Source organism: Mycoplasma sp. 4044, assembly GCF_053851695.1.
In genome coordinates this window covers 320,123-337,872 of sequence record NZ_JBSQBD010000001.1, presented here as the reverse complement: position 1 = coordinate 337,872, position 17,750 = coordinate 320,123, and the positions used below count along the sequence as shown (strand labels likewise).

Here is a 17,750-nt window from a genome sequence, read left to right as displayed (position 1 = left end):
AAATCAACAAAAAAATGAGTAAAAACTACTCATTTTGTGTGCTTTTTCAGTCTTCTATTATTTGACGTCTATTGCTGTTCCTTTATTTTCAAATTTAATACCTTCTGCATTGGTGAAAATCTTTGCCAACTCAGGATAATCGATGAAAGGATTTCTAGTTGTGTTAGTAACATCATAAGTTCTTTGGTTTCTAATGACGTCAAACTTGTCAACAGGATCCATAGCAGCTCATCTAGTCATCATTTCTAGATAATCTTTTTGGAAGAAAGGGAACTGGTCAGTGAATACACTAGCACCGTAACCGTTTGTTTTATTTAGTGAACTATATGAAACTACTGCATAGAAATAGATTCTTGCAATATCACCTTTAAAAGCATCAATAGGTTCAAAAACTGTTCTTCCTTTACTGTCTTTTCCAAATTTAGTTCCATTTTTTGATATATATTTAACGTCTTTTACTTCACCATAAATGAAATTGCTTCTCATAGCATTTAGGTATGTATCTGAAGGTCATACTTGTTGATAATCTGCTGCTAACTTATTTGACTCACCGAATCACGATTTAGGAATTGTGTGTTCTCTATTTCATCCACCAGCTTCACCTTTAGACCCAACTCCACTACTTAATACATACTTGTATGCATCTGCCCCTGTTGGATTTTCTGAATAAATATCAATTATCGACTTGTCGTCATCAAACATTGTGTCACTGAAAATTTTTGCCAAATTTGGTCTTGTAATGGCTTTTTTTCAAATAGTATTAGGCATTTTATCTCTAATAATATCACTTTGCAATTTTATTAAGTTGCTTACTAAATTTTGTCCTGCTAATCCATTTAATGATTTATAGTACTCATCTTTATTGTTATAGACTAAGGTACCACCTAGTAATGAAGGTTTATTTTCAACAGAAAGGCCGTTTTCGGTGTTTGTGTTTTCTTCAGTTGGTAATGTGTTATTTGTATCTTCTTCCTTAGATTCTTCTTTAGGATATGCATACTCAGGCAGATTTGTTAAATCAAATGTTGATTTTAACACTTTTTCACCAATTAAAGGTTTTTGTTTTCTTCCATTATATTGAGCTGCTTTGTATTCAAGAGTAGCAATATTACCTTCTAGTGTATAGTCAATTGTTGCTTTTGGGGAATTCTTTTTACCAATAGAATCAATTGCGTTAGCAATTTGATATTTTGTATCTTTTGGTTTATTTACAAATTCAAGAACTCCATATTTTTCTTTTGAATTATTTCAGTCAGGTTGTTCATTTTGAGGAATAGCTAAAATTACTTGTGCTACGTAATCATAACGAAGTGTGTAGCCTTCTTTTAGTGCTTTAACAAAATATTCTTTTTTGTCTTTAATGATTCTTAAACCGTCTTCTTCTAGACTTTTTTGATAATCAAAGAAGTTATCAATTGCCATTAATTGTTTTGGAGTTTCTTTTGTTTCATCCTTATTTTCTTCTTCATTTACAACTGGTTTTTCAGGTTGTGGTTTTTCTTGTTCATTGCTTGTTTTGGTTTCTAAATTGAAAGTAGTTGTTCATTGTTTAGGACTAACTTGTGCAATTTGGTTTTTAGCATCATAAAGCACGACTTTGTAAGTTAATATCAATTTGTTATCTTTTATTTCATATTTAATGATGCTGTTTGGTTTTCCGTTGCTCTGTAATGGAGAATCGCTATTTACATACTGAATATTAGTAACACTTGGTTTTTTGTTCAGTGTTAAATATGTTTTATTTTCTTTTCTTCAATCAACTCATCCATTAGGAGCGAACACTATTCTTTGTTCTTTAAAATCGTAACGTAGGGCAGCATGTTCATTACTTTGAAGTCCTTGAATTAATTCTTGTTTTGTTTCTTCATTAACGAATTCGAAAACGTTATTTAAGTCTTCTTTTTGATATTCTTCAAATCCTGCATGAATTACTTCATTTTTATCATTGTCTGGTTGGGGAACTGGTTGAGGTTGTTTAGGTTCTTCGGGTTTTGTTTCCGGTTTTACAACATTGTCGCTTTCACTTAAAACGAAACTGTTCGAAATTTCAATGTTAGATAAAATTAATTTATCTTTGTGTTGCAAAGCGATAGTGAATTTGATTGTTAAGACATTTTCATTGATAACTGCACCAATGTTGTCAGTCAATTTTTCAGCAGTTGAATCAGTTCCAACTATTTTAACATCTTTAAAAAGATCTACATATAATGGATTTACAATCAAAACCTTATTGGTTTCTTCTTGTTCATCAGTCAATGTATCATTTTCATTGTCCTTGTAATAAATTGATTGTGTTTTTGAGTTGTAGTGTAATTTTTTTTCTTGATTTACTTTTTGAATCAATAGCTTTTCTTTATTTTCTTCTATTTGGAAAGCCTTAGTGTTTAGCAATATTTCCTCAAGTGATTTTAACGCTATATCAATATCGTCTTCTGTTATGTAATCCAGTAGATTAATAGGAGTTGTGTAAATTTCCACTGAAACTGTATTGTTTAAATTGTTTTTTGCTCGATATTTAAAGGTTACAGTTTTTGTATCAACATCGAAGTCGTACAAGATTTTGTTACTATCGTCCGTCGAGCTGATGATTGTGAAATTTGAATTTGAAGGTAGTAGCTCAGATTTTAGAGAAATAGATAATATTGATTGATTATTATCTACGAAGTCAATTGTGTGTGTTTGTGGATTATATATAGCTTGTTTGTTTCTACTTAAAGCTTCAGTGAATGATTTAATATCCTCTTTCTTTAATTTAAAAGCATTATTTAATTTGCTTCTTCATTCCTCAAAGGCTTGAGTATTATTGGTATCATTGTCGTTAGACTGTCCTGGCTTTGGAGTTGGGTTTGCAATTTCATTATTACATTGAGCCGCAACAAAAGGCATAGCTAATGTTGAAGTTCCCAACAATACACCTAAGATTTTAAAAAGCCTAGTTTTGCTCGTTTTTTTCATTTTCTCTTTCCTTTTTTTAATAAAAAAATAACGGCAAAAATGCCGTCATTAGTGGGTTTGGATTATTAAAAACACAATGGCACACTTGGCCACGAAGGTTCTGCAATTTACAAACTTTTGTGTGTTTTTTTCTTTCATTTCCATAAAAATTATAATCCAAAGGATTTACTTTCTCAAGTGAAAAGTTTTTAACTTTGGATTGGGATTATAACCCCTTCCTGCCTTTGCTATCAACTCTTCATTCAATTTTGTTGCATCCGCACTGAAATTTACTCATATTTTAAGTAGTGAAGCACCCACTCCGTACCCGTCCACTGGAGCGTTTTGAGACTCAAATTCAGCAATCTTTTGAACATTAAATCCACTTGAAACATATATTTTTACGTGCTGTCCATTGTTTTTATCCAAGGCTTCACGAAGTCTTTTAATTTGGTTAACAGTTACTCCATATTCTTGCTCGTTATCTTGAAACATTTTATCTTTCATATTTTTTGACGTGTCGACACGTACTGCAAATAATTTTTTGCCAAATACTTTTAAGACCTTTAGACTATCAGTTATAACATCATTGTGAAAATCCACAAGAGCAACTAAATTATCATTTGGATAAAGTTCAGTATAGTACTGACAAGCTTTTACTAAATCACCCTTAGACATTTGAATTAAAGCATGTGGCATTGATCCAAACACTTTTGATTTTTTTGATACCGCGCTTGCTTTTGTTGCATGGTTATATATTCCACCTATTTCTATAGCTTTAGCATCTGAGCGAATATTACGGTAGTGATCTGCTCTGTCGGCCATAGAAATTACTAATTTTTCTCCTGCTGCTTTTTTAACTCGATAAGCATTAGTTGCAATTGAGCTTTGTCTAGCTAAAATTCCATCGATAATTCCTTCATAAAGTCCGAATTCATGATAAGGTCCAATCAGTTCTAGGACAACTTCCTTACTTTGTAGATGGCTTCCTTCGGGCAAATATTTGATTGCATAATTATTAATATTTGTATGTTTTTTAAGCAAATTTAGAACTTCTGTCATTCCACACAGGATTACATCGTCTTCCCTTTGAAAAAATTGCAAAGTTACAATTTGGTTATTATAAAAAGTCTTTGAAATGTTTGCTGTCTTTGAAAAATAAATGGCTGTTTTGTCTTCGAGTTTCATTTTTTTATCTTCCTAAGTAATTTATGAAAAGACCCCCTTCAAATTTGGGATCTTTTATTTTTAATAATGAGTTTGATTTGTATTAAGCAGTTGTTGTAGATTCTGTAGTTGCTGGTGCTGTTTCTGAAGGTGTTGTAGTGGCTGCTTCTGATGAAGGCTGTGATTCAGTGGTTTGTGGTTTGTAAGCACTTAAATCGATTGTTACTGAATATTCAGTTTGACCAATTTCTGGAGCAGCGTTCGGAATGAATTTAGCACCTTTAAATTTTAGTGTTAACTTGCTGTCTGTAAATTCATATGTTATTTGAGATGAGATAGCTGTTTGGTTTCTTTTATTAGTGTAGGTTGGATCTGTAGGGTTAGCAAGTTGAACATTTTGATTTAGATTTACTGATGAGTCTTCGGGTAAAACTAATACAGCATTAGCACTCGCTTCGGTTTTTCAAACAGGCGTATCACCATCTGATCAAATAATTGATCTTGAGTTTCTTTCATATCAAAGTTTTTTGTTTGCATTTAGTTTTTCATATAGTGTTTTTCCAGCAGCTTCGTCTTTAACTTTATATCCTTTTTCTGATACATATTTACCATATTCCTCTGCAGTTGCAATATTTTCTACTGTCGGAGTTTCAACCGGAGTAGCGGGAGTATTTGAACCTTCTGCTGGAGTTGCTGGTGTGGTTGCATCAGTGGATGGTGTTGCTGGAGTAGGTGTTTCAGGAGTTGGATTGGCTGGTGTTTCAGATTTTTTAGGATCTTCAGTTGTGTTATTGCATTGAGCTGCAATAGCAGGAACTGATAATAGTGATACTGATGCTATGGCAACAGTTGAAATCAAACTTCAAAATTTTTTAGTTTTTTTCATTTAGACTTTTTTCTCCTTGTGTTTGAATGAAGAATGACAATTCTCCATAATTAAATTATATTATATTTGCCATTTTAGTCAAAAAAGTGTGTTATTATGAGTGCTTTTTCAGTAAAAAAACGCCCCAAATTGGGCGTTAAATACAACTAAATGGTGAATGTTAGCGAGTAACTGTTTTGTGAAGCTTCTGGATTAGACTCAGAACTCAATGCTTTAAATGATACTGTTAATTGACTGTTTGCAGCATCATAAGTTGATGAAAGATAATAGTTAGGAACTTTCTTTTTCTTTCCATTTATAGGTCTGGAATCATTTGCTAAAACATATCCTGACTGGTTTTGTTTTTCTGATTTTAGTGACAGTAGAACGTTAGCTTTTTCTGCCTTTTTAGCAGTAGGTTTATCGCCTTCTGTGAAATATAGTGTTTGGGCATCGGGATCGTAGTGGATACTTGTTCCTTTTTCTTTTGCTAATAATTCTTTCGCTTGGTTAAGTTTTTCAGTATCACTTGTTAGGGTGAAATCTTCACTTGTTAATGATCTAGCTCAAGTTTCGTAAGCTTGTTCATTTAAAGGAGTTTCAGTTTCAGGTGTAGTTGAAGAACCTGAAGAAGAATCATTATCTTCTGTATTAGATGAATCTTGTCCTAAATTAAATGTAAATGTATAAACTTCATCAGAAACATTGTGAGGGCCTTGTTTTCCTTTGTATTCTAATGCTTTGAATTTAATAGTTAGTACGTTGTTGGCCACTTCAGTTTCAAGTTTTCCATTAGCTTCTGTTGTGCCTTGCTCTGAATCTGGAGAAGCAAGTTGGTAACTTGTATTTGTTGGTTTATTAACTAGCTCAAAGATGGTATTTCTTGTATCAAATTTTTTACCAGTTTTGTTAACGATTGTTCCTGAACGGTAGTAGTAATATAAGTCTAATTTATTGTCTTTGATTGCTTTTTTCAGTGCATCTAACTTACCATCTTTTAATTTAAGAGCATTAGTTTTTAGACTGTTTTTAAAATCATCAAATGTGTTTATCTCAATATTTTGATTTTCATTTCCTTCATTTGAAGGTTGTGTGGTGTTTGTATCTGAAGCTGGAGTTTCAGAAGATGAGGCAAGGTTGATTTCGTATGTAGTTTTTTGTTCTGAAACTTTAGGTTCTCTATCACCTGGCAACATAAACATTGTTGTGTAGTGAATTGTTAATTTAGCGGCTTGTTGATCGTATTCATAAGTTATAAACTTGTTTGGAGAATATGTTACTTCACCAGTTTCTTTATTTGTTTTCTTAGTGTACTGTTTTGCACCGCCATTAACAACTAGATATCTATCATTAGCTGGATCTAGTTTAGTTTTTAGTTCAAGAACTGTATTGTCTGTTGCAAGAGTTCCACTATTTGGATTGTCTTTTTTGCCTACAATGAAAATACTTTGAGTGTTTTCGTTGTAGAATAATTTGCCTTCTTTTTGAAGTTCAGAAATTAAAAAATCTTTTTTGTTTTCGATCACTTGGAATCCGTTTGTAGCTCCTACAGCTCAAGTGTCGAATTCATTTGTGTCAATAGGTAGTGAAATTTTAATTCTTAAAGGTTCTTGACTCTCATCTTTATATTCTGTTCCTTCATTTTGAATATATGCATGGAATAGAATGGTTAACTCTTTAGTTTCATCATTGTATTCAGTGTTTAATCATTTGTTATCAGTATCTGAATCGTTTTTGATTAAAACATTTTCAGGAAGAGCTGTTAATAAGTTAACAACATTATTTTTATCTAAAGTTGTTTGTTTTGGAGTTTTAGATGAAGATCAAGCAATTGTATTACTTGCTGCATTTAAGAAGAAGTGATATTTACGTTTTATTGCACTAGTTAGCTTTTCTTGATTAGTAATCTCAGTCTTGAAATTATCCTTATTTGAATATCAAGAAACAAAATTTCTTCATGTTTCACTTGCTTTAAATTGTTGTTCTGGATTTGGTGCTGGTTGAGGATTATTTGCATCAGGGTTTTCAGTGTTTGAACCTTGATTATCAGTATCGTTGTGTGTTGGCGGTGTTGGATTTTCAGTGTTATTATCAGTATTCGGTTGTTCTTGTTGCTCTAAGTTAACTTGAATTGTAATTGGTTGTTCAAGCTCTGCTTTGTATAGTTTATTTTCGTGTGAAATGTATGGGTAGAAAGTAATTGATACAGTCTTATTAGATTCATCATAGCTGAATGTAAGACTATCTTTTGTTTCGTCATTTGGATTTCTTAGTACAGTGTTTTCTGGGAATGTAGTTTCAAAAACAAATGATTTATTCTTAGTTCTTGTTGCTTGTGAGGGTGACACACTTGTTGATCATGAAATACTATTTTTACCACTTGTGTCTTTAGAATCGTTAAAGAATAGATTTCCTTTTGTTAGTCTTGTTTCAAGCTTTTTGTCTTTATCTTGAACTTTCACTTTGAAGTTTTCTAGATTTTGATATCAAGTTTTGAAATCATTTCATTCTTGACTTTGTTTAAAGTCTTGTTGTGAAGGTGGTGTAACTGGCTCTTCATGAACTTGTGGCAAGACCACACTTGCTTCAATTGGTTGTTCAAGCTCTGCCTTGTATTTTTTATCTCCGTCTTTAATATAAGGGTAGAATTTTAGAACTAATTTTCTTGTCTCTTGATCATAGGTGTAATCCATCAAATCACTATTTTCGTCATTAGCATTTCTTAAGACTACATTGTCTAATAGTGGAGTTACAAAAGAGAAAGTTTTATTCTTTTCTCTAGTTTGTTCAGTTGGATTAAGTTTTGTAGATCAAGAAATTGTGTTGTTTGAATCATTGAACAACAAGTGTCTTTTTTGTTTCAATCTTGATTCTAATTTATTGTCAGGATCATTGATTTGAAGATTGAAGTTTTCAGTATTTGAATATCAGTTAACAAAGTTAGTTCATGCTTCACTTTGTTTAAAAATTTGCTCTTCAGTCAATGGGGGTTTTTTCATGAACAAGAGCCCTGGTATTTGAATCGAAGTTTGGTATGTTTTTTGGCTGACTAAAGGTGTTTGCAAGGTTTTGTAAACATATGCTTCTTTATATTTAATAGTTATTGTTTCAGTTTCGGTATCAATTGAGTAATTCAATTTAACATTTGGTAAATTAAAACTACTTACCGGTGTTTCATCATTAACTAAGATTAATTTGTCACTAATAGCTGAGTCTAACGTAAACATCGGAGCATTTGAATTTGAAGCAAAATATTGATCGTTAGGAGATCAAAATACTGTTCGATTAGTTGTGTTGAAATATAGGCTTATACCTTCAGCAAAAACTTTATTTAAAATTGTTGGATTGTTTAGTGCTAGTTTCAATTTCTCATTTGCATCAGTCAGGATTTTTTCAAATTCTTGAGTGTATTTTTGTGTGTCTAGTGCTGCTTTTTTAAGATCTTTTTTGCTTACTTCACGAATTTGTGTTTTCTTTACTAAAACAGATTCAGTACTACGGTTTTCTTCACTTAAAAGTGGTGAAGTTGCTTTGATATCACTTGGCAACTGACTCACAAGATTTTGTGCTTCAATAACGTTAGAAACTGAAGTTTTTGAAAAATTATATTCTCCGTTACCATCTAAAACCGCAACTTTAAATAGAAATGTTATGTTGTTATCATCGGTAATTTTCGCTTTAATTTCATGATTGATTTGTTTAACACCATCAACGTCGATAATTGGTAAAAAGTGATTAGCTAAATCAATTTCATCAGTTAATAAACTAGTTTTTTCGCTGTTTATACTAAGAACAATATTATTGTCATTTAGCTCATTAACTAGCAATTCTTTATTAGCAAAATAAACTGCTTGCTTTTCTTTATTTCAGAAAAATCTTTTTCCTTCGCTAATTGCGTCTGTCAAATTCTTAGTTGAAGATGAGTTATTTAAAACAAGACTGTTTTGTAGATCTTTGGCAAGTATTTGTGCTTTATTTATTGCTCCTGTATTAGTGCTTAAAGCTGGTAGGAATTTAATACTTACTGGCTGATTATTTATTCCTGTTTCGGGGTCAATTTTCTTAGTTTTATTTACTTCTAAAACTATAAAAGGCGTAGCAATAATTGCAATACTTGCAACAAGTCCTGCCAAGGCTAAAAGCTTTGTCTTTTTGGTTTTTTTCATTTTGTCTTTCCTTAGTTCTTTCTTCTTAAATGTTTTATCAATTTAATTATAAATTAAATTAAAAAGCAGCCCATTAAAAAGGCTGCCTTAAGTTTAAGTAAAAAAAGATAATAAAAAAAGCGACGCCCTATTTTCCCTTGCAGGTATCGTCGGCGCTGAAGGGCTTAACTGCTGAGTTCGGAATGGGTTCAGGTGGACACCTTCGCTTTGGTCGCTATGAATATATTGTAGCACAATAAAAAGTATTTTGATAAAAATTTTTAATCTAATAAAGAACGATTTTTTCTTCTTTGTTCTTCATCATATTGTTTCTTTGCTTTAAGTTGTTTAGTTGCTAATTTTCTATTTAGTAAAACCACTGGTGGAATTGTTAAAAATAAGATAGCAACAACTAGTAAACGGACAAATCATAAGTCATTTAGCCCGCTTGTGACTGTAAATGAGAGCATAACTAATGAAAGGGGAACAAAAAAGTTATACGCTTCAAATCCGAATCAACGAAATACTTTAATAAATAAAAAGGCAAGAAACATCAATAATGCTCAGGTTCCTAGAGTAATTAGTGTTAGATGTCATCAAGTAAAGTTTTTTGAATAAGCTTCGTAAACAGTAGGAACATCTTTACCTAAAACAAAATACATAATAATGGCAGGTATAACAATGAATACCATACCAAAAAGAGCAATTCTCGCATGGTAAGAAAGGCCTAAAATTTTGGCTACACGATAAGATTCAATTTTTTTAGACATTTTATTTTAATTCTCTTTTTAATTTAGTCAAGTGATTTAGCAATTCTTCTTGTGAGTAAGTTGTAGTTTCTTGTGAACCATAAGCACGCAAGCTGACAGTTTTTTGCTCTTTTTCGTTTTGTCCTAAAATAGCAACATATTTTGCTTTTGACATTTGCGCTTCACGAATTTTCTTTTGCATTCTTTCGTTTCTTGCATCTAATTCAACATTAAAATCGTTCAATAATAATAATTCATAAACTTCACGAGCATAATCCATTTGGTCATCACTAATAGGGACAATAACCACTTGTTTTGGACTCAATCAGAAAGGTAAAACTCCTTTAGTTTGTTCTAAAAGAATAGCCACAAATCTTTCGTAAGTACCAATTAATCCTCTGTGAATTAAAACAGGAGTAACTAAATTTTGATTTTCGTCGACATATTGCATTTCAAAACGGTTTGGTAGTAAGAAGTCTAATTGAAGAGTCGACATAGTAATGATTCTTCCAAGAGCTGTTTTAATTTGAATATCAACTTTTGGTCCATAAAATGCAGCTTCTCCTTCAAATTCTTTATATTCAACATTCAACTCTTGCAAAACTTCACGTAAATCATCTTCAGCTTTGTTTCACATTTCGTCGTTATCAAAGAATTTTTTCTTGTTTTTAGGATCTCTTAAACTTAGTGAGATGTGATCAACTTCAATATTGAAATCCTTTAGTGCTTGTAAAATCATTTTGTATAAATGTTTAAACTCGTCTTTGATTTGGTCAGGACGAACAAAAATGTGTCCTTCAGTCAAATCCATTCCTCTAACTCTTTCAAGACCAGTTAAAGCACCACTTTTTTCATAACGATATAAACGTGATTGTTCACTGTAACGCATAGGTAGGTCACGATATGAACGTCTTGTCATATTAAAAAGCATAATATGGTGCGGACAAGTCATTGGACGTCCAATTAATTGTTCATTATCCATCTTAATAGGTTTGAACATTGTGTCTTTATAGTGAGCTCAGTGTCCTGAAATTTCATACAATTTCTTTTCGCCAAAGTGCGGGGTTAAAACTTCTCTAAAACCATAAAGTTTGTCTAGTTTTAAAACATAATCACGAATTGCATTGTGGATTTTCATTCCATCTTCAAGTCAGATCGGAAAACCTTGACCGCATAGAGGATTTAGTGTGAAAATATTTAATTCTTTACCTATTTTACGGTGGTCTCTTTCTTTTCTTTCTTTAAGAATTTCAAGGTATTGCATTAGTTCGTTTTTTGTAGGTCAACTTGTTCCATACACACGAGTTAGCATTTTGTTTTTTGAGTCTCCTCTTCAGTAAGCGCCTGCTAGTGAAAGAAGTTTAAAGTGTTTAATCTCCTTTGTTGAATGAACATGGCCTCCAGCACACAAGTCAACAAACAAGGTTTCATTTGTTTTGGTGTTTTTCAGCGCATAAAAAGTGATTTTACGTTTCTTTTTACTGAATTCATTAAACAATTCTTGCTTATATGGTTGATTTGAAAGATCATATTCATCTTTACTTACTTCAACCATTTCATAGTCTTGTTTTGCTAATTCTTGCATTAACTTTTCAATCTTAGTTAAATCCTCTTCAACTAGTGGTTGTTCGAAATCGAAATCATAATAAAAACCATCTTCAATTGAAGGTCCGATTGCTAGTTTTGTGTTAGGGTATAGTTTCAAAATTGCAGCTGCTAATAAGTGGCTGGTGGTGTGATTTAATTTTGATTTGTAATCATTTTTGTCATTCATTTTAGAACCCCATTTTTGTCATTAATTCATTAAGTGTTTCTTGTGCTACAGGACGAGCTTTTTGTGCTCCTTCTTGCGTTACTTTTTCTACATCACGTAGTGCTTGTTGGAAATTATTTTGGATTTTTGTTAGTAAATTTTTAACTTCTAGAGCAACCGCTTCTTTGAATTCTTTATAGTTTTTGTCCTTAAAGAATTCTTCTGCTTCTTGTAGAGTTATTGATTTTAAACTTGCATAAATATTTAGTAGATTTGTCACTCCAGGTTTTTGTTCTGAAGCATAAACTTTGTTTTCTGAATCTGTCACTGCTTTGAGAACTTTTTTGTAGGCTTGTTCCGGATCTTCAAGTAAGTAAATTGTTCCTTTTGAGCTTTTTTCACTCTTCGACATTTTCTTAGTTGGATCTTGTAAATCCTTAATTCTTGACCCCACTTTAGGAACGAAGGCATCAGGAATCTTAAGATTAGTTTTGTATTTGTTATTAATTCTTTTAGCAAGTGTTCTTGTTAGTTCGATGTGTTGAGTTTGATCTTCACCGACAGGAACGGCATCAACATTATAAAGAAGAATGTCTCCGGCCATTAAAGTTGGATACATCAGCAATCCAGTTGGAATTGTTTCAGTCCCATTACTCAATTTGACTGCTTTTTGAGCTTTATCTTTAAATTGAGTCATTCTGTTTAACTCACCCAGTGACGTTTCAGTACATAGCAGCCACTGAATCATGGCATGCTCTAGAATATCACTTTGGTAAAAAATTACTGATTTATTTGGATCTAAACCACAAGCCAAGTATAAAGCAACAACTTCTTGACGGCTTTTTGCTAATTCTTTGGCGTTGTTATCACCCATTGTTAAGGCATGTAAATCAGCAACAAAATAATAAGTTTGATAATCGTTTTGCAAGTCAATAAAATTTTTTAAAGCTCCAATGTAATTACCTAAAGTAAGCTCTCCTGTCGGCTTTATTCCACTAATTATTTTTTTCATAAAAATCCTTTGTAAATAATATTTTATATTATATTACATTTGAAAGCATTCAAAAGCACACATAGATAGAGACCAAAACTTGATTTAAATTAAATATTAATATTTAAAATGAAGCCCAAGCGTTAAATTGTTATAATTTCTTATATTTAAGCACTTTGGGGTTAAGTATGAATAAAAATAAAATTAAATATTACACATTAATTATTTGCACGCTAGGTTTAATAAAACTCAAATGAAAGAAATATCGTCAACAAGAAGTTAAAGATCGCTTGTCAACTACTGAAAAAATAGATTTTTCAATTAATGATCTTATTTTGTTTTTGGGTGGTGAGAAGAATATTTTAAATGTCGAAACATCAAACAAAAAGATTAAGATTGGTTTTAAAGTTCGCCAAGATATAGATATTGAAAAAATAAAAAAATTAGATGGAATTTCAGGTGTTGTAGCAACATCATCCTCTATAAGTTTAGTTACCGGGAATAACGCTGCTTATATTAAAAAATTAATTATGGAAAGGGTTGAAAATGTCAAATAAACACAATTACGATTTTTTGCTTACAAACCTTTTAGACATCAACAATAACGACTCTTCACTTTATTGTCAAGTTGACAATGAAAGATTTTTTGATATCTTCAAAATGAATGGTGAAAAAACTTTCGAAAAGATTTGTTCAAGAGCTGATTTTGAAATTTTATTTAATGAGTTCGGGCACAGAGATTTAATTCGTAAAGTTCAAAATGCACAAACAGTTGAAGAAATTACTGACTCGTTTAAAGAATTTAATATTCCCTTACCTGAAAATGCCAATTCATTACTGAATGGTGATTTTGAATTTGCGAAAAAAGAGTTAGTTGTCAATTTAGAAAATCGTTATCAAAAATCAATTACTAAGTGAAAAAAAATCCTTAAAAAAGCACAAGACATCAATATTGAAACAAACATCTGACCTTTGCATGTTGGATTTTTCTTTGTTGGAGTAAGAACTGAGAAAAAAGACATTTTTGCACCCTTGTTCTTCAAAGAAGTAACAATTGAAATTAAAAACTCACAAGTTTATTTAAAGAGTGCTTCGGAAATTAAAATTAACTCAAAACTTGTGGCTTTCTTGCAACAATTTGGATATTCGTTAGACACAAGTTCGTACGATTTTACTAAGAAAACCATTTATGATGTTTACAACGATTTCAGAAATTCTTGAAATAAAGTTTTCAAAATTCCTGAAAAATTTAAAGATACTATTCCAAAAATTTCTGTTGATGAATTAGATCGTAACATTGTTTTCCATGAAGGATTGATTCTAGGATTTTTCAATGTGTCAAGTGGTTACTTATGAAACCAAATGAAGAAAATTATTGAAAACGATGAGCTTGACGAAATCTTGGCAACTAAATTTAACAAAAACGAATATCGTGAAAAAATCGATGATGTTATTTTTAATAAAAACTTCAAGTTTTACAAAATTCAGAAAACAAACTTTTCACAAGACTGTGCAACCGTTAGTGCTCTATACCAAGATACAATAATTTGAGGTCCTCCAGGTACAGGGAAAAGTCAAACCATCACAAACATCATTGCTAATATTCTAGCTCGTGACAGAAGTGCTTTAGTTGTCAGTCAAAAAAGAGCAGCCCTCGAAGTGTTGAGAACAAGACTTAAAGAATTGTCTATTTTTTGTATTTTCTTGCTAAATGACAAAAATATGAAACTTGATCAGTTTTATGATCCTTTAAACGACTTTTTAAACAAAATTGAGAACTTTAACTCAAATGCAAGTGAGCCATACATTGAAATTCTTACTCAGGAAGAAAAAAGATATGTTGACTATGCAAAAGAAATTCGTTCAATTCCAGATTATGAAAAAGTAGTTAATGTATATTCAGGGATGGCTAACGCCGAGATTAACGAACAAACCTTAGAGGATCTTAAAAAATTAGACCCTTATCTAAATTACAGCTTCAAATCTGACACCACTGATTACAATGAAATTGTTAAAAAACTATATGAAGTAAACAATAATAAGAAGCAAAATAAACTGCTTTCACTGATTAATATGTATCCAAAAAACATTAAGGATGCTGCTATGGTTTTAGCTTCAAATCCTAACTTACTTAAAATTAATATTAATCGTGTAGTAAAAAACATTCAAAGTGTTGATATTGATGCGTTAAAAAAGATTGATTTCTTCTACAAAATTCAGTTGCGTAACAAAACTCTTGAAGTTAACACATCGAAAGTTTTAGCAAAAATGTTAATTGAAAAAATCGTTGCTAAAATGTCTAACTTTACAAAAGAAGAAGAAAAAGAATATCGTGATTTTGCTTTAAGTGTAAGAAGTGCTAACTTAAAACCTTACAAGTTTTTCCACAAGCACAAAAACATGATCAAAAAGTTATTCCCGGTTATTGTTGCAACTCCTGATACTGATTTGTCAATGTGAACCAAAAACGAAATCGACTATGCTATTTTGGATGAGTCTAGTCAAATTTTTCTTGAAAAAGGATTGCCAATTCTTTATCTTGCAAAACGTAAGGTGTTTGCGGGAGATGACAAACAAATGCAACCCACCAAATGATTTAGTGCTTCATACACAGTTGAAGATGATGAAGATTTAGGAAGTATTGAAAGTTTATTAGATTACGCTATTGCTAGAGGAGTTTTCAAAATTCTTTTAGACAAAAACTATCGTTCAAAAAGAGCTTCTTTGATGACCTTTAGTTCGAAAATTTTCTATGATTCAAAATTGGATGTTGTTGATGATTACAAAATTGATAATGATGAACAAACAATTGAAGTTATTCAAACTGATGGATTTTGAGACAACTCATTGAACCAAAAAGAAGCAAATATCGCTATTCAAAAAGTAAGGGAAAATCTAGATAAATACAAAAAAATTATTCTGCTTGTTTTCAACGTTAAGCAACAAGAATACATCTTTAACAAAATTTTCTCTGATTTTCCAGAACTAGAAAGAGCTTTACAAGATGAGCGTTTGAGTTTAAAAAACATTGAAAATATCCAGGGTGATGAAGCAGACTTAGTAATTATTAGTGTTGTTTATGATGCTAACACAAACCTTTCATCAACTTATGTTGCTCGTCCTGGCGGAAAAAACGCCTTGAACGTTGCAATATCAAGAGCTAAAGAAAAAATGATTGTTATTAAATCTATTTATGCTGATGACATTAAGTTAAATGAATACTCATCTAAAGACTTGATTACCTTGCGTGAATGATTGAGATTTTTAGATTTAAGTGAAGCAAAAAAGAAAAATTACATTGAAATGGATAAAAAAGAAGATTGAACTCAAACTTCGGTTATTGATGTTAATTTGGATTTATTAAATGAAGTATATAAAACACTGAATCCACTAGTTCGTGAGTGACCTACATTGCAACTATATTTAGATTATTCAATTGGAACAAAAAAAATAGATTTAGCTATTGTTGATAATGACACAAATAGAATAATTCAAGGTTTTGTTATCGACAATTACTCATACGGTGGGAATGAAAAGGCTTATTTAAAATTCTATGATCAACTAAAATTCTTAGAATCAAAAAATTATCCAATTGTTTTAATTCATGAGATTGAATGAAAAGTAAACAAAGACATTTTTATCACAAAAGCCAGAGAAGCAATCAATAACTACTTTAAAACTCTAAAAGAAAAAGAAAAGAAAATAGACACAACAAAGACTGAAAATAGTGATCTAATCGAACAACAAAATGCATATTTTGACACAAATAAGACTGAAGATATTTTAGTTGAAGATCAAAACGAGATTGAAATTCAAAACGAAGAGTTCGCTAAGATTCAGAGTCAAGAAACAGAAACACACAATATATTTGATGAACAAAGTGAAGAGTCTAATTCAAACAGTAGCGGACAGGAGTTTTCTTTAAATCCGTTTGATGATGAAGAAGGTGGGTTAAATGTTTAAAAGAAACAATGAGCCTGAATTAGGTTTTGAAAAGAAAGAAAGTTTTTTCAAAAGATATCGCAAATTTATTCTTTGAGGAACTTTGGGAATTTGCATTATTGCAGTTGGTACATCAGCAATAGTTTTAAGAGCAAACGGCAATGAATGGAGACTTTATTCATACAAAAATAAAATTTATGATGAAAAAGAAATCAAAACTTTTTATGTAGATGTCACACCTAAAGAAAATGTAGGTCAGATTTCAGCAAAAGATTTTGTTGCACAATTCAGTAAAACAAAAAAATTCGACAATAAAACGTTAAATGAATATTTTGATGTAAAACTTGCCGACCCAAAAATGGACTATGACATATTTAATTTAAGAATTAATGATTCAACAAATTCAGTGATTTTCACGGTCGGGGCAAATAATAAATTTTTTGATATTGAGCTAAAAGGTTTTGAACAAAGTGAACCAACTTTTATTAGTGATGAAAAGGCAAATTCATTCAAATTTAGTGCTGTATTTGATTTAAAAAATGAAACTTTGCAAGATGTCGTCAAGAGAATTAATGGAATTCAAAACATGGAAGAAAAAGCTAATGCTTTTGTTAGCTCATTTAAAACATCGTTCTCACGAAGTGTGTCTTTCTACATTAATGGCGACATAAAGATTGAAGCAAATAACAAAATTGTTGTACCTTTAGTTTTTTGAACCATCGAATATTCAAGAAACATTGGGGCTTATATTCAAATAAATTCAAATACCATCTCCAAAGAATTAAGTTGAACGAATGAGCAAAAAAGCTAAAAAATTTAATTGAAAATTCTTCTGAGTTTTATTTGCTGTAGGAGCATTGATAGTTGTTGTTCCAATAATAACCACTGTTTCAATTATTTCTATTTCTTCTAAAAATAAAAAAGAAAAACAAACTAAAATAGAAAAACTGCTCTTACAAGCTCAGGAGATCCAGGAAAAATATCTTGCAAAACTTAACACAACAAACAATTTCCCTGTAGAGTTTTTGTCAAAATTACAATTAAGTATTGAAAGAGCTGAGAAAGGACTAAAAGACTCCAATTTGAGTGAGCAAGAATTCAAAAGCCTTGTTTTAGATTTGGAAAACTCAATTCGCAATGCTAGTGCTGTTTTAAACTTGCAAAATTTTAATAAATAGATTTACTTATCAAACAAAAAACACCC

At 31.0% G+C, this 17,750-nt stretch carries 11 protein-coding genes and 1 rRNA gene; 4 read left to right on the top strand and 8 right to left on the bottom strand.

The features are described from left to right. Nucleotides 1-57 precede the first annotated feature (57 nt). The 8 genes from ACWXVN_RS01500 to trpS all read right to left on the bottom strand — a co-directional run bounded on the left by ACWXVN_RS01500 (nt 58) and on the right by trpS (nt 12,625). Nucleotides 58-2,955: an endonuclease gene (locus tag ACWXVN_RS01500; RefSeq protein ID WP_455978882.1), complete on the bottom strand. Its 2,898-nt coding sequence runs from the start codon at nt 2,953-2,955 to the stop codon at nt 58-60. A 165-nt stretch (nt 2,956-3,120) separates the two neighbouring features. Continuing rightward, a complete protein-coding gene (locus tag ACWXVN_RS01495) occupies nt 3,121-4,122 on the bottom strand; it encodes a nicotinate phosphoribosyltransferase (RefSeq protein ID WP_455978881.1) in 1,002 nt (333 codons plus the stop codon). Between the two features lie 82 nt (nt 4,123-4,204). Continuing rightward, complete coding sequence (locus ACWXVN_RS01490; protein ID WP_455978880.1) at nt 4,205-4,987, bottom strand: hypothetical protein; 783 nt, start codon at nt 4,985-4,987, stop codon at nt 4,205-4,207. A gap of 146 nt (nt 4,988-5,133) precedes the next feature. Then, on the bottom strand, nt 5,134-9,132 hold the full coding sequence (locus ACWXVN_RS01485; protein ID WP_455978879.1) for a hypothetical protein: 3,999 nt from the start codon (nt 9,130-9,132) through the stop codon (nt 5,134-5,136). A gap of 114 nt (nt 9,133-9,246) precedes the next feature. Beyond that, nucleotides 9,247-9,351 (bottom strand): 5S ribosomal RNA (rrf, locus tag ACWXVN_RS01480). A 41-nt stretch (nt 9,352-9,392) separates the two neighbouring features. Beyond that, nucleotides 9,393-9,881: a hypothetical protein gene (locus tag ACWXVN_RS01475; protein ID WP_455978878.1), complete on the bottom strand. Its 489-nt coding sequence runs from the start codon at nt 9,879-9,881 to the stop codon at nt 9,393-9,395. Between the two features lies 1 nt (nt 9,882). Continuing rightward, nucleotides 9,883-11,634, bottom strand: a complete 1,752-nt coding sequence (thrS, locus tag ACWXVN_RS01470) for a threonine--tRNA ligase (protein ID WP_455967669.1) — start codon at nt 11,632-11,634, stop codon at nt 9,883-9,885. 1 nt (nt 11,635) lies between these two features. Continuing rightward, nucleotides 11,636-12,625, bottom strand: coding sequence for a tryptophan--tRNA ligase (gene trpS / locus ACWXVN_RS01465; RefSeq protein ID WP_455978877.1), 990 nt, complete (start codon nt 12,623-12,625; stop codon nt 11,636-11,638). Nucleotides 12,626-12,792: 167 nt separating this feature from the next. On the opposite strand from trpS, the gene ACWXVN_RS01460 reads away from it, so the two are divergent. The 4 genes from ACWXVN_RS01460 to ACWXVN_RS01445 are packed head-to-tail and all read left to right on the top strand — an operon-like array spanning nt 12,793 to nt 17,724. Next, nucleotides 12,793-13,161: a hypothetical protein gene (locus ACWXVN_RS01460; protein ID WP_438341481.1), complete on the top strand. Its 369-nt coding sequence runs from the start codon at nt 12,793-12,795 to the stop codon at nt 13,159-13,161. Further along, nucleotides 13,151-16,567: an AAA domain-containing protein gene (locus tag ACWXVN_RS01455; protein WP_455978876.1), complete on the top strand. Its 3,417-nt coding sequence runs from the start codon at nt 13,151-13,153 to the stop codon at nt 16,565-16,567. Before ACWXVN_RS01460 ends, ACWXVN_RS01455 begins: the two co-directional genes overlap by 11 nt. Beyond that, a complete protein-coding gene (locus tag ACWXVN_RS01450) occupies nt 16,560-17,357 on the top strand; it encodes a hypothetical protein (protein WP_455978875.1) in 798 nt (265 codons plus the stop codon). Before ACWXVN_RS01455 ends, ACWXVN_RS01450 begins: the two co-directional genes overlap by 8 nt. Beyond that, nucleotides 17,341-17,724, top strand: coding sequence for a hypothetical protein (locus tag ACWXVN_RS01445; protein ID WP_438341484.1), 384 nt, complete (start codon nt 17,341-17,343; stop codon nt 17,722-17,724). The genes ACWXVN_RS01450 and ACWXVN_RS01445 overlap by 17 nt, the downstream gene beginning before the upstream one ends. The last annotated feature ends 26 nt before the right edge of the window (nt 17,725-17,750 follow it).